Source organism: Microcoleus sp. PH2017_24_DOB_U_A (assembly GCF_020738205.1).
In the GTDB taxonomy this organism is placed as follows: Bacteria; Cyanobacteriota; Cyanobacteriia; order Cyanobacteriales; family Microcoleaceae; genus Microcoleus.
The window spans coordinates 41,923-56,222 of sequence record NZ_JAEQCT010000057.1; the positions used below are offsets into that span (position 1 = coordinate 41,923).

The 14,300-nt window shown below is 44.3% G+C and carries 11 protein-coding genes; 3 read left to right on the plus strand and 8 right to left on the minus strand.

What is annotated here, in order from left to right; translation table 11 throughout:
* The first annotated feature begins 4 nt into the window (after positions 1-4).
* Complete coding sequence (locus JGK07_RS17205) at positions 5-1,159, plus strand: hypothetical protein (protein WP_293225052.1); 1,155 nt, start codon at positions 5-7, stop codon at positions 1,157-1,159.
* An 85-nt stretch (positions 1,160-1,244) separates the two neighbouring features.
* Here JGK07_RS17205 and JGK07_RS17210 read toward each other — a convergent pair whose 3' ends face one another.
* The 7 genes from JGK07_RS17210 to JGK07_RS17240 all read right to left on the minus strand — a co-directional run bounded on the left by JGK07_RS17210 (position 1,245) and on the right by JGK07_RS17240 (position 10,932).
* Positions 1,245-3,116: an aminopeptidase P family protein gene (locus JGK07_RS17210; protein WP_293225050.1), complete on the minus strand. Its 1,872-nt coding sequence runs from the start codon at positions 3,114-3,116 to the stop codon at positions 1,245-1,247.
* A gap of 16 nt (positions 3,117-3,132) precedes the next feature.
* Positions 3,133-4,302 (minus strand): pyridoxal phosphate-dependent aminotransferase, encoded by a 1,170-nt coding sequence (locus JGK07_RS17215; protein ID WP_293225048.1) that lies wholly within the window; start codon positions 4,300-4,302, stop codon positions 3,133-3,135.
* Positions 4,303-4,494: 192 nt separating this feature from the next.
* Positions 4,495-7,536 carry an SMC family ATPase gene (locus tag JGK07_RS17220; RefSeq protein ID WP_293225046.1) on the minus strand — a complete coding sequence of 1,014 codons (3,042 nt, stop codon included), beginning with the start codon at positions 7,534-7,536 and terminating at the stop codon, positions 4,495-4,497.
* Positions 7,537-7,813: 277 nt separating this feature from the next.
* On the minus strand, positions 7,814-8,989 hold the full coding sequence (locus JGK07_RS17225; protein WP_293193284.1) for an exonuclease SbcCD subunit D: 1,176 nt from the start codon (positions 8,987-8,989) through the stop codon (positions 7,814-7,816).
* A 52-nt stretch (positions 8,990-9,041) separates the two neighbouring features.
* Entirely contained in the window at positions 9,042-9,377 is a 336-nt protein-coding gene (locus JGK07_RS17230) for a DUF433 domain-containing protein (protein WP_293186015.1), read from the minus strand.
* 183 nt (positions 9,378-9,560) lie between these two features.
* A complete protein-coding gene (locus JGK07_RS17235) occupies positions 9,561-9,887 on the minus strand; it encodes a DUF433 domain-containing protein (protein WP_293186036.1) in 327 nt (108 codons plus the stop codon).
* Positions 9,888-10,038: 151 nt separating this feature from the next.
* Positions 10,039-10,932: an ion channel gene (locus tag JGK07_RS17240; protein WP_293186013.1), complete on the minus strand. Its 894-nt coding sequence runs from the start codon at positions 10,930-10,932 to the stop codon at positions 10,039-10,041.
* Positions 10,933-11,003: 71 nt separating this feature from the next.
* On the opposite strand from JGK07_RS17240, the gene JGK07_RS17245 reads away from it, so the two are divergent.
* Positions 11,004-11,390 (plus strand): hypothetical protein, encoded by a 387-nt coding sequence (locus JGK07_RS17245; RefSeq protein ID WP_293186011.1) that lies wholly within the window; start codon positions 11,004-11,006, stop codon positions 11,388-11,390.
* Positions 11,391-11,662: 272 nt separating this feature from the next.
* Here JGK07_RS17245 and JGK07_RS17250 read toward each other — a convergent pair whose 3' ends face one another.
* The gene (locus JGK07_RS17250; RefSeq protein WP_366516873.1) at positions 11,663-12,988 is read right to left on the minus strand and encodes a hypothetical protein; all 1,326 of its coding nucleotides are present in this window, start codon (positions 12,986-12,988) and stop codon (positions 11,663-11,665) included.
* An 819-nt stretch (positions 12,989-13,807) separates the two neighbouring features.
* On the opposite strand from JGK07_RS17250, the gene JGK07_RS17255 reads away from it, so the two are divergent.
* Positions 13,808-14,080, plus strand: coding sequence for a hypothetical protein (locus JGK07_RS17255; RefSeq protein WP_293225044.1), 273 nt, complete (start codon positions 13,808-13,810; stop codon positions 14,078-14,080).
* The last annotated feature ends 220 nt before the right edge of the window (positions 14,081-14,300 follow it).

The following is a 14,300-nucleotide window of genomic DNA, read 5'->3' on the forward strand; positions in this document are numbered from 1 at the left end:
CAAAATGAGCGAATATCAATATTACGAGTTTCAAAGCGTCGATCGACGTTTGACTCAATCCGAACAAGAAGCAATCAGCAAACTGTCTAGTCGCGCGCAAATCAGCTCTAGCAGAGCTATCTTTGTCTATAGCTATGGAGACTTACCGGGCAACGAAAAACAATTATTAATCAAATATTTCGATGCTATGTTTTACATAGCTAATTGGGGATCGCTACAACTAATGTTTCGTTTCCCTAAAGGTTTGATTGATATCGAACTGATGCGGAAATATTGCATTGAAGACATAGTTGAGGTTTCGGAAATTAATGATTTTGTCATTTTAGAAATTTCTATTAATGAGGAAGAAGGTTTTGATGGGTGGATAGAGGGAGAAGGAAATTTATCCTCTTTGATAGGTTTGCGTCAGGAAATTTTGCAGGGAGATTATCGTTTACTTTATTTAGCTTGGCTGAAAGGGATTACCTATCTTGATGAATTAGACGACGAAGATGAAGATGATGATGAAGAAAATGAAGATGATGAAAATGATGAAGAAGGGCTAGAACCACCTGTTCCTCCTAATTTCGGTAAGTTATCTTCATCGTTACAGGCTTTTATCGATATTTTTGAAGTGGATGAGCATCTACTCAAAGCTGCAATCAGTGCGAGTGTTGCTAAACCTTCAATTCCTGAAAGTAGCATCAAAGAAGCTATCAAAAAACTTGAACGTTCTGAAGTCGATACTTTTTTAATGCGGTTACTCAAAGGAGAATCTAATCTCTCTATTGAATTGAGTAAGAAATTATCAGGAATGATAGAAGTTAGACAAGAGAAAAATCCCGGTAAACGAACAATTCGTCAGCTTTTAGCAAGCGCAGAAAAGGAAGAAAAGAAGGAAGAAGAAAGAAGAGGACAGGAAGCTAAAGCTGCACGAATCAGAGATTTAGAAGCTTTGGCTAAGCGAGAAACGGCTGCTTGGGAAGATATAGACGCTCTTATTCAAAAAGGAACTTCTAGCTCTTACGATGAAGTAGTGCTGTTACTTTTAAAACTCCAAGATTTAGCGGATTATCAAAAACAAACAGTTAAATTTTTCACACGGGTTCAACAACTGCATAATAAATATAGCAGTCGCTCTGGATTGAAAAGACGTTTGCTTAAGGCGAATTTATTATAATCCAAATCAAGGTACGTTGTTGGGCTTTAGCCCTCTTTATTTATATCTTGAAAGAGGGCTAAAGCCCAACAACGTACCTATTTTTTCAATACGCAGTACAGGCTTTTTTCAACCAGGTGATTGTAGCAGTATCGAGTACGGGTGAGAGTTTCTCAACTACTGAAGCGTGATAGTTGTTCAACCATTGTAGTTGAGTTGTTGATAGCCGATCGACATTTATCAATTTTTGCTCAAACGGAATATACGTCAGCGGTTCAAATCCGTACCAAGCCGTACCGTTTTTAGACGGCATTTCCCTGACAACATAGAGATTTTCGAGACGAATTCCGCCCCAGCCTGGTTCGTAATATCCCGGTTCGATACTTGTTACCATTCCCGGTTCGAGGGGATATTGGACAAATTTGCTGATACCGTTGGGGCCTTCGTGACCGGCTAAAAATGCGCCGACTCCGTGGCCCGTGCCGTGTCCGTAATCTAGCTGTTGTTGCCATAATACCGCACGGGCGATCGCATCTAACTGCGATCCGGTTGTACCTTTGGGGAATTGCTGCATGGCACAGTTGATGTGTGCTATCAAAACTGTGGTGTAGTGTTCGATTTGCTGCGTTGTCGGTTCCCCGACTATCATGGTTCTGGTGTCGTCGGTTGTCCCGGCTAGATACTGTGCGCCTGAGTCTAGCAGCAGCAATTCTCCGGGTTTTAGCGTGATTTCGGGGCTGGGAGTGCCGTAATGTACGATCGAGCTATTTGCTCCCGCACCTGCGATCGTTCTAAATGTTAAAATATGAAAGTCAGCTTCTTGCTGATAAAAACTTTCGATACTTTCTTTAACATCAAACTCCGTCAATACATTACCATTTTCTAGCTGTTCTGTCAACCACTTTAAAGTTAGAGTTTTAGCTCGACTTGCCTTAAAATTAGCAGATTGCATCTGCTCGATTTCCACAGGATTTTTCCGAGCTTTCATCCCTTCTACGGGATTTGGCTCGAAAACTATTTCTATCTTATTTTCACTAGCTTTTTGCTGGTTTAACAATAACTGGTAAGTGCCTGCTGTACTGTGTTTCGCATCTAACAGCACCCGAACTTGTTTCGGCAAATTCAAACAAAGTTCTAAGGTTGACGGATAGTCGGAGTAGGGAAGCAAAGTTACAGCCGCCGCCAATTCTTGCTCGATTTCCGGTGAAACTCGTTCGAGATTTGTCAACAAAAATGCTGCACCTGCGGTGACAATCGCGTAGGATATGAAAATGGGAATGTGGGGAATATCCGAGCCTCGCAGATTGAACAGCCACGCTATTTGATTGAGGTTGGTAATTGGGAGCAAGTCGATGTTGGCTTTCTGCATCGCTTCCCTGACTCGGACTAATTTTTCGTCGCAGGTTTCTCCGGTCAGGGATGCTGGTAAGCTAAATATAGGAGATTCGTCAATCGCGGGTAAAGTCTCTGCTGTTTGTCGAACCTTGTCTGCTAAATTCTCCGGTATCGGTACGAGTTCAATTCCCACTGTTGCAAATTTTTTCACCCAATTTTGATATTGCTCTGTGGCTACGGTAAACGGATCAAAACCGAATCTAATTTTAGTTAATTTTTGGGCAGATTCAGTCGCCAGTTTTTCTAAAGTTTCAATTAAGCTTAAATTTCCTTCTAAGCCGAGTTTCGATATTTGAATCAATCCGGCATCGACTTGCAACTCTGCTTGTTCGTAATAACGGGAATCCACAAACAACCAAGCCGAATTTTTGCCAACTAACAAATCGCCAGCCGAACCCGTAAAACCGGAAATCCAAGCTCGTCGCTGCTTTGCGGCTGGGACTGATAAATTTAAGTGTTCGTCAACTGCTGGGATGAAATAGCAATCTAAGTCATAGTTTGCCATCAAAGCACGCAAAGTAGCAATTTTTTCAACGGAGGCATTCTCAAGAATGCGTTCAGATTTAAAGTTAGTTGCAACCATTTTTTAATATCCTATGTTACTGGTTTAAAATTGTCTTCAAACCTTTGACAAGCCTGCTAATTCCTGCGGCTGCTGTTGCAATTTCTAGGGCACCGTAAGCAACGCGCAAATAGCAGCCGCTATCCATACCGAAGGTTGTGCCGGGAAGCACTGCTACTTGATGTTCGCGAATTAATCGCTCTACTAATTCCATTGTATCGAGTTCGGTGTCAACTTTCAAGAAAAAGTAGAAAGCCCCGGCGGCTGGGGAAATTGTACACAGATTTTGGATGGTATTGAGTTCGTCTAATACGAGTTGGCGCACAAATGCGATCGCCCTTACATAATTATCGCAGTAACCTCTACCAACTTGCAAGGCTCCCAGGGCTGCATACTGGGAAATTACCGGCGGACAAATTAAGATGGTATCTTGAATTTTCCTCACCGAAACCAGCAAATGCTGTGGAATTACCATATACCCGATGCGCCAACTCGCAAAACCGTAGGCTTTGGAAAGGCTAAACAGGGAAATTGTATGTTCGCTGCTGTTGGAAAAACTTGCGGGCGAACAGTGTTTCACGCCGTCATAGGTAAAATATTCGTAGGCTTCATCACTGATGTGATAAATATTGTGTTGGCGGCAAATCTCGTTCACTTCCCGGAGAGATTCGGCAGAATAAACCACGCCTGTTGGGTTGTTGGGTGAAATGGTGACAATTGCTCGCGTTTTGTCGGTGATTGCTTTTTTAATCGCAGCAATATTGAGTTGATAATTGGCGTCAGTTTCTACTATCACGGGACGGCAATTTGCCATGACAGCAGCCATTTCGTGGTTGAAATAATAAGGTGATTGAATGATAACTTCGTCTCCCGCCGAGGTGATGGCGAGAATGGCGTTCGTAAATCCCATATTGCTACCGGCGGTAACAATAATACAGTTTTTGTTGTTGATTTCTATGCCGTTATCTGTTTTGAGTTTGGCCGCGATGGCATCTTGTAATTGTGGGATTCCTTCGACGGCTTTGTATTTGTGATTGTCGGGATTTGCGAAGAATTCTGGGATTTTTTCAAATGATTCTTGGGGCGGATTGTAGTAAACTATGCCTTGTCCCAATGATATCGTTCCCGGATTTTGTCGGATAAGTTCGCCTACTACTGGGATGATTGGCGATTGTACTGATTGCATTCGAGTTGGGTAATTTTTCATTTAATTTAAGTCTGTTTTTAGGATTAATTTTGTTTGTATACGGCGGTTGAAACCGCGTCTACACAAGGGAAGTCCGCCTCCGCGGACTGAAGAAAACAACTGAAGAAAAAAAACATAATTTTAACGGGCAAATCTTCAACCCGCGGAGGCGGGTTTTGCTTGTGTAGACGCGGTTTCCAACCGCCCGGTCTTTTAAACTCTTTCTATTTCTATTCTAGAACCTTGGGGCGACTTAAATACTTTAACTTGTGCGGGCAATCTTTCGCCCAATCCTCTAACATGGGTAATCACTCCAATTAGCCTTTCTCGCTGCCGCAATGATTCTAGAATTTGAGTGACGCTTTCGAGGGTTTCTGCATCTAAAGTGCCGAATCCTTCATCCAGAAACAAGCTACCCAGTTGAGTTCCTTGAGATAGTTTTTCAGACAAAGCTAAAGCCATTGATAGCGAAGTGGCGAAGGTTTCGCCACCGGAAAGGGTTCGCACTCGTCTAGCTTCGCCGCCATTCCAATTATCTGCTACCCAGTATTCGCCGTCTTGGTTTTTTAACTTGTAGCGATTTTCGGTTAATTCTTGCAAAATCAAGGTGGCGCTGCCGACTAATTCTGCTTCTAAATGTTCTAAGATGTAGGATTGAAATTCGTTGGATTTCAGATTCTGCGCTAAGGTGTGATAGGTTTGCTCTTGTTCTGTGAAATTTGTAATTTGCTGGGACAGTCTTTCGGCTTGTTCGAGGGTTTGGGCTGCTACTTGAATCCACGCTAAAAGTTCGGCGCGGTTGTTGTTGGCTTGTTTGAATTTTTCTTGGGCGGCGTGTTTTGCCGATCGCACTTGTGCTAATATATCTTCATCGGTAGTCCTGCCTGCGATCGCCTCGCTTAAATCCTTCGCCCGCGTCTCCAACTGAATTTTTGACTCGCGTACACACCGAATCGCATTTTCCCACTGCGATTGTTCGCTAACGGGCGCCACCGCTGCTAGAAACGTCTCTTCTGTGAAATCAGCCGCTGTTAATTTTGCTAACCAATCCTGGTTTAACTGCTGTTTGCTAGCTTGGGCTTGTGCGAAAACCTCCCCCGCTTGTTGCTCTCTCTCGGCTGCTTGAATAGCAGTATTTTGAGCGGTTTGATACGATTTTTCGGCAGTTGTCAGCAGATTTGCCAACTCTTGCTTGTCTTCTGCTAAAGCTTTTGCTAAATTAGCATAGGGTTGATATTCCGTAATTTGATAAAGCGCATTCACACAACTTTGCAACTGCTGCTTCCGACGGTCTGATTCGGCGATCGCATCTTGATATTCTTGCTGTTTAGCTGCTTGAGTCGTCGCTGCAAAATTGAATCTTTGTTCGTAATTATTATATTCAAAGGATGCGAGTTGGAATTGCTGCTCGGTTTCGCGGTATTGGCGATCGCTATCTGCAAGTATAACCAACTCCTGCTGCAACTGCAAGACTTCCCACTGCGGATTTTCCAGAACTTGAGTGATTTGCTGCTGCAACTGAGCAACTCTCTTCTCTGTCAATTCCAATGCTAGAGCAATTTCTGACTGTTTTTGCTCGCAGGCAAAAACTGCGCTTTTCCCCTCAGCCACCGCCATTTGAGCAGTTTGCAAAACCTGATTTGCAGCCGCCACTTTCCGGCGCAAACCAGCAACATCGACAATCTTAGAAATCGGCAAAGCAGGGAGCAAATCGCTCTCAGGATGCACCCCCCCGCACACCGGGCAAGTATCGCCAGCATTCAGCGACATCCTGACAGCAGCAACACTCTCTAAACGCGCCGCTTCCGCATTAGCAGTTTCCACCGCTTCTAACTCGGCACTGCACTCTTTTAGCCTGATTTCTGCTGCTGCTAAATTAGTCGCAACCTGCACGTAATTCTGTTCGGCGCTGGCTTTTTCGGCGACAGATTTATTCAACTGTTCGCGCTGAGTTTTTACCTGTTTGGCAATTAGTTGAAGTTCCATCAATAAAGGTGCAACTTCCTGCAATTTTTCAAAACGCTTTCCTCCGGGCGAATACTTTTCGAGCATTGCCGCTACTTGAGTAACCCGAAAACCAGCCGCCTGAATTTTAGTATTAGCAGCTTGCAGTTCTTTATCTGCTACTTGAAGAAACCGCAGTTTTTCCTGTTGATTTTTCTGGGCGAGGGCAACTTCTTTGTCTAATTGAGTGCGCTGTTCTTCATATACTTTTGCAGCAGCCAGAGCATCTTCGCGAGCCTTAATTTGTGGTGCTAATACCTCAGATTTGGCTTTGGCTGCTTCAAATTGCTGCTGCTCTGTTGCTAGCTCCGAGCGAGCTTTAGTTAACCGCTCCCGCGCTGATAAAGCAGCACTTTCGGCAGTTTCATACTGACTGCGAGCCGATCGCAATAAAGCCCAATCTCCCTGTAAATGGTTCGCAGCTTGCGCTCTTTCTAAACGCTGTGCTAAAATTGTAATCTCGGCAGAACTAGCATTTAATTGCGCTAATTCTTGTTGCAACTCTTGCCAGCGAGTGATTTGCGAAAATAGCTGTTCTTCTTCATCCACAGCCTTCTGAGCTTCCATAACAGCGCGCTCGAACTGAGGTAATTGCTGCTCTAAAATCCAAAGTTGCGATCGTTTTAGCTCCACCTCATTCGCCGCCGGAGCGCTCAACTCAGCCAACTGTCTTTCCACCATTTCCCGTTCTTGTTTCAGCAACTTTGCGAGGTCGTTTGCTTCCTTCCGCATCTGCTCAAAAATCTCAAATCCCGCTAGCTGCCGCAAAATTTCCCGGCGTTTAGAAGTATCTCCTTTAATAAACTCATCAAACTTGCCTTGAGGCAGAATAATGGCTCTTGTAAAAGTATCAAAATCCATCCCCAAAATCTGTTCAATCGTATTTTGAACAGCAACAATACTCGTCCCCAAAGTTTCCCAATTGCCATCTTGCCAACATTCCAAAATCACCTTATTCTCGGGAGATTTCGGACGAAAACGCCACCTACGCGTCACCCTATACTGTGCCGAACCCACAGAAAAACGCAACTGCACCTTTAAATTTTCGCTTCCTTGACTTACCAAATCAGCTACTTGTTTGCCACTGCGATTTGTCGTACCAAAAAGCGCGTAAGTCATGGCATCTAGCAGTGAAGATTTACCCGCACCAGTAGCACCAGTAATTGCAAACAAATCGAGTTGAGAAAAATCTAAACGCTGTTCCCGGCGGAAGCTGGTAAATCCTTCGAGCAAAAGTTCTAGTGGACGCATACTGATTTTAGATTTGAGATTTTGGATTTTAGATTTCGGGATTTTTACAATTACGTTGTTCGGAGTTTTAGGGTACTTATCAAGGAGAGCATCTCACTTTTGCAAAAAAACAATTTCTTTACAGTGCTGTCCCCGCTCGAGAGTGTTGGATAGATTGCGAGCGGGGACAGCACTATAAAATTAAAACTGAGATGCTCCCCTTATCAAGTTTGTTCGCGAGCTCGCGAGCAATGGCAAAGAATTACCAATTACCCATCACCAATTACCAATTACCTATTTAATTATTAACTGGTTCTTTAAACTTCTTGTACAAATTCTGAAATTCCTCCAATACAGCGGGTTGTGGTGTCGTTCCCAAGCGGTTTTGATAATAGTTGCAGAACTCTGCTGCTGGATCGAAATTGTTGGGATCGATATTAGTGCTCTCTGTTGGTTCTACGGGTGCATCCCGATAGCGCGGTTCAATTAACAGCGCTTGAGAACAAATTTGCCGCACGCGATCGGCTAATCCGATTTGCGGGCTATCCAATTCGACAATTACCTTCAAAAAACCAGGATGATATTGATGAGCTTCTAAAATTTGATCGAGATTGTCATTATCACATTGAAGCACTTTTAACGGTTTGTGGCAAGCCACCGGTCTAAATTCTACCTTTGCCTGACTTCCCGGCTCAACTTCGATCAAGCAAAATCCTTTTTCCTGTTCGGCTTCTCCAAAATCTAACTGAATCAAAGAACCGGAATAATAAGCAGGAGAACTCTTAGCAATCCGCTGGTGAATGTGGATGTGTCCGAGGGCGACATATTGAGCTTCTGGCGGCAGAGTTTGCGATGATAGCAGGTATTGTTCTCGCGTGTAATAAGCGACTTCGGATTTAGCCAAGCGAGCACCGTCAATGCTCATGTGTCCCATCAGCATATTCACAGTATTGTCTCGAAAATCTGTGGTTAAATTTTGCAGTAAATCTGCTACAATCTCGCGGTAATCTTGACGGCGGTTGGCGTCGCCAGAGTGCCACAGAGAATTGGCATCTAAGAGTCTTTGTTCGGAAGCAAAAGGCATCGCTCCTACGCATAGTTTACCATTTTTGGTATTCAGAGTAATGCTGCCACCGTCTGCCGATCGCCTGGGTTTACCTAAAGCGCGAACGCCGGCAAGGGATAGCAGTTGCGCGATGCTGTCGATGCGGGATGCTGAATCGTGATTGCCGGCGATCGCAATTGCGGGAATTTCGGCAGCTTGGAGTTCGCAGAAAAATTGATAGGCAATGCGCTCAGCATAGGCTGGAGGGTTGGGAACGTCAAAAATGTCACCGGCGACCAACACGGCATCAACATCGAGCTCCTTGGCTTGTTTCAAAATCTGTTCCAGGGCGATCGCAATTTCAGAAGTGCGATCGATCCCTCGAAAACGTCGTCCCAAATGCCAGTCAGCAGTATGAATTATTCGCATATTACAAGGAGTCTTTTATTTATTTTAATACTTATGGGTTTCTAACAATCGTTTAGGTGTCGCTTTCTTTTTCTTGTTCTAGAATACCTCGATCGATCTCTTCAATGTGTGCCTCAGCATAAGCAAAAGCATTTACCAAATCGGCAGCACTCAGATCCGGATGACCTTCTAAAATATGAGCATCGCTAGCACCTTGACGGCGATAACTTATTAACAGCCAAACAGGAATCCGCGTTTGTCTGATACAAGCTTCGCCGCCCATTACGCCGGGAGTCTTTTGAATTTCCGACCAAAAGTTACTTAAACTTTGGGCTAAAAATTGTATAGCTTGAGTTTTTTCCTCTGGACTTAGCGCCAGGAGTTGCGGTTGTAATTCTTTTAGTGTCATGTTCGTTATTCGTACTAAGTGGTAAAAAATATATGTTTGGTGATCGTCAAACTATTCTAGCACTTGCCACCCAGATTTATTGAGCCTATTTAAGTGCCAATTGTATAGTACGCATTGCCAGCCAAGAATAGATAATAATGTAACTCATAACTTCATTCAACAAATATAAAAACGTGCCACTTTTCAATCATCCTCATTTTCTTGAATTGCTGTTTCAATCTCGTCAGGATATGCCTCAGCATATGCCCAAGCATTTGCCAAGTCAGTGGCACGCAGAGTCGGATAATCTTCTAACAGTTCAGATTCCGAAATACCTAAACGGCGAGCATTCACCAACACCCAAACAGGAATGCGCGTTTGTCTGATGCAAGCATCGCCACCGCACACGCCGGGAGTCTTTTGAATTCCAGACCAAAAGTTGGTTAAACTTTGGGCTAAAAATAGTATAGCTTGAGTCTTTTCTTCAGGAGTTAACGCCAAAAGTTGCGGTTGCAATTCTTTCAGTGTCATGTTCGCAGTTATTGAGTTCATAAATATTAACTTGTTTTGCCCTACAGGTCTTCTAGGACTGGCTAAATCTAACAGAGGTAGGGACACGGCAGTGCCGTGTCCCTACGGCTTGTGTTGCAATACACCTAATTCTAGCGCTAAATCAAAACTTCTATTCCACAGGCTTCACATCGTGAAACCGAGTATAATCAACCACCCGCCCGCCATCCGGAGTTCTCGAAATAATATCTACAAACCGCATATTCCACACAATTTCTGACGCTACAAAAGAATGTCGCGCGTGTATAGTTTGCGAAACTGTCTCGTCAATTCCCGTTAGCGTAATTACAATTTCGGCGTGCTGCTCGATCAAATCTTTGGCGGTAAGTTGGTACAAAGGACTGTTCTCATCAATTGTGTGCATTACCGTCCAAGTTAAGGCAAAAATAGGAGATTGACTCCGCATTAATTGCAAATCGTAAAAACGCCGCATATATTCTCCTTCCGATGTTACTTCGTCGCGGATTAAAGTAGCTCGCTGCTGTGCTTCTAAAATTTGGTTGAAGCGCTGATTTCCTGCGCGGTACATCAGAGTCGGAACGCCGTTGAAAGGAGCGATTATAGCTACGCGGCTGAAGATAACTCTAGCGGTTGCTCGAGAAAATCTTGAAAAAGCCAGTCCCGTCACCATTGCGACTCCCCACAAACCAAAAAACGCTTCGATCGCAACTATAGTATTAGCGTACTCGGTGCGCGGATACATGGCACCGTAGCCGATTGTCGCCATTGTTTGCACGCTGAAATAAAAAGCATCTTTGAATGAACCAGGCCGTGCATTAGCAATGCAATCTCCTCCCGCTAAGTAAGCTAAGGCAAATAAAGAATTTGTGAGTACATACGACAGACAAATCAGCATGAAAAATTGTGGCCAAGAAAGAGTTAGCAGCCTGTGATATAGATCGGCAAAATGCAGGCGAGGTACTCCCAATTTGACAACACCCAAGGTGAATTGTCCTTTGCGATTGACTAAACGAGCCTGTGGCGGGCGGTTGCGGTGAATTTTCATTGCGATTTGTAACTGTGGCTGTGTCAAATTGTAACTATTGCTTGGAACGGGAAAACTTATCCTTTAGACTGATGTCTAATTCCAAAAATTACGATAAAAGCGGAGTTTTAGAAATGCTTGAGCTTAACTGGCATGACAATCTGGTGATCGTTTCTTTTGTCGCTGCTATTGCGGGTCTAGTCGTGCTGAGCGATAATGCCTCCTCTGACGGGGCTGACGATTCCCTAGGGGATAGCTTCGCCGCGCGTACTTTGAGCGAAGAAATCCTGATCAAGATGAGCTTTACTTACTGGATAGTTTACTGCATATCTGTTTTCGGGCTGAAACTTCACTTGCCAGAGGATAGCTGGTTGTTGCTGAGTTTGAAGCTGACTACTGTTCTTTCTTATTTGTTGACTGCTTCTAGCATCCTCAGCCTGCCGCTGCAACGCATGGCTGTCAGACAAGTTGAAGAGTGAAAAGAACAGGTTTGTAGTCAGGACTTCAGTCCTTCCGGTTGGAGTGAAGAAGGACTAAAGTCCTCACTACAAACTTAATTAATAGTTTTGAATTTTCTATTGTGAGACTGCTTGGTGAGTCGGCGCAGCCCGATTAGGAATAAAAGCTCGATCGAGCTTTTGACTGGTGCCGGAGTCCGGCAGGGGTTTAAACCCCTGCCTCAAAGCTAAAGTCGGTTAAAACCGACTCTCATATCAAATGCGGTGAGTTCGTCCCCATCGCGATCGCACAATCACGATTTAAAGCCTTTAGAGCTTTTCTTTTTGTCCTGCGGCTTGGACTTTGACTTGTGAACTTCGCCTAAAGCTTCCTGAAACAAGTTGTGCAGGTGCAGGGGAACGCTAGCGATTTCCGGGAGTTCGGGTTCTAAGGGTTTTTTATACTCTTGCAGTAGGGAATCTAAATCGGTCTCGATCTGAAAGTCTGTGCGCTGCAATACTGTTTGCAAGATTTGTGATAATTTCGCTGGGTTAACTTTAGCTAACCGCCGCCAAATCCAGGCATTAATTGCCGGATCTTCTAGATAGCTGCGAACCATTTTCTCGTAACCGGGAATGGTGGAAAAGTCCTCGGCTGCGAGCATTTCGGTAAACTGGCTGTAGTTAGACAAAAAGGTTTGTCCCCAGCGGGAATGAGAAAGCGCTGTCACCTTTTCGGCTTTTTTGAAGCGATCGGGCAATTCGACTTTCGGCGTTACCATTTTTGAACTCGCATTGCTGTCGATCGCCACCTCAACTGCTTTAGTATCGGCGCCTGCTGCTGCGATCGCGACTGCTTTGATTTCTTCGGGATCGATTCCGGCATCTTCAACGATATCCGCGAGAGATTTACTTCCATCGATGCCGATATCAGCTAAGCGTTTTTTAGTCATTACCTCCTGAAATTGGGCCAACTGTTTGTTGAGGTGATATCCCGATAGCGTCACTTCGTCGCCGCCAAAAAATTCGGTAAAATCGTCGTGATACTGTTCTACCGACTTCCAAGCTTGCTCTAACAGTTCTGGGGCGTCGCTGTACAGGTTATTTTTGTAATTTTGCTTGAAACTGCCGATCGCCACCGCCAACTTCGGCTTGCCCAATTTCCCCATGGGAATCGGAGGCCCTGAGAGTATCCACGCCTCATCGGTGAGAGGCGCAATCCGAGCCCGCAAGATTTCTCCTAACTTAAAGCGAGACATTTCTGGGAGGAAATTAGCGCTGTTGGGCTTGACATTGTAGTGCTTCGCCGTCAGCCAGTTTGTCACCTCGAAGCTGTCAGGGGAAATTTGAGTAATTTCAAACAAGCCGGTGAAGCTTTTTTGACCCCAACTTTTTAGCAAACTGATCTCGCCCTCGGTTAAATCGGGCTGACTTTCGACAAAAAGGTCGATCGGCGTTTTGTTTCCGACTTTACCTTCGACTGTAAAACTGTCAATTACCTGATTTTGTTGAGCAATATCGTAGCGCTCGCCCGTCGAGCGAATTGCGGCAAAAGCTTCTAAAGCTACCGCCAACTCTCCCTCAGCATCCAGCACAAAGTCAATTAAATTTTGCTTGAGTGTCCAAGCTCTTTCCAACATTGCATCCACAAGTTATACCGATTTTGAATGAAAGGATTTAGATTCTTAACAATTATCGGACTTGAAGCAACCGACGCTTTACGCTCCGGCTGGGATAGAATGGCGCAGATTGCGAAGAATGACCGAAATATGCGATCGATGCCTGAGTCCTGAATTAGTTTAATTTTAAGCCTAATATTCAAAAAATAATGTCCATCTCAAACTCCGTTGTTAATAAGTTTTTTTGCACCCCCAGCCGGAGGGTGCATCTCACTTTTGTTTGAAGAGGGCGAAGCATGACCGCATATAAGTTATTAGTTATATCTCATATTCACTGCGGTCATGCTTCGCCCCTACAGATATATTTTCTTGCACAAGCCGCTGCACCCCCAGCCGGACAACCAACCGCGCACAAATCTTGCTTTCTGAAAAAAGCGATTTCAACGCAGCCGAAAAATACCCCTCCCGATGTAGAGAGGGTCTAAAAATCCCCAATAACTTTGCTAAACTCGCCTTGAAAATAGTGTCATATCATCTCCGCTCGATTACTATAAAAAAACAGTTCGTAGTGCGGACTTCAGTCCGCAATCCGGCTGCGGACTTAAGTCCGCACGTGCGTTCCTTACCCAAACACTTCGCTGCATTCAGCAGCGCTGGTACAAAACTCCCGCACGATCGAGTTTATGTGCATCCTAGACTGAAAAATACCAGCAAAATGCTTTGACCAAGAATTTCTTGATAGTACCCGCCACGTGATTTATCCGTGGAATCAATCCCAAATCGAAAATCGAAAATCCTCTCTTCCCCCGAATTTATCCGTGGGGTCGCCTCTAAAATCTAATGTTTGTCCAAGAGCTTTTAAAACCCGCTTCATATCAACGTCTCCTCGTATTTTGTCGCAAAAATTGTCGTGTTTGTTTTCCCGATCGGGCGATCGCGCGTCAAGAACCTTGGTTGAAGCGCCATCTTTGTCGCAGCTACCAAAGAGCGATCGAGCGAACAGGGATATTTATCGTGATGTGCAACATACTAAGCTCCTGCTTGTTACCATTACTTCTACCAAAAGATAGATTAGTTAAACAAGCGGAACTCATCTTTTATGAGGTTTTCTGAGGGGCGATCCCCATTCCTACAAAAAACCCATCTAGCGGTTTTCCTATCAATTTCAAACCCTTACTCTTCTCTTCTGGGTCTTTCTATAGCAATCCTAATTGATTTGCTAGTCCTAGAAATCCGGCTCTCCAGAACTTATGGTGATAATTTTATCTAATGCAAGAAACAAGCTAATACGCGATTTCTAAAATTATCAAAATTAGAAAAGCCATACCCTTGT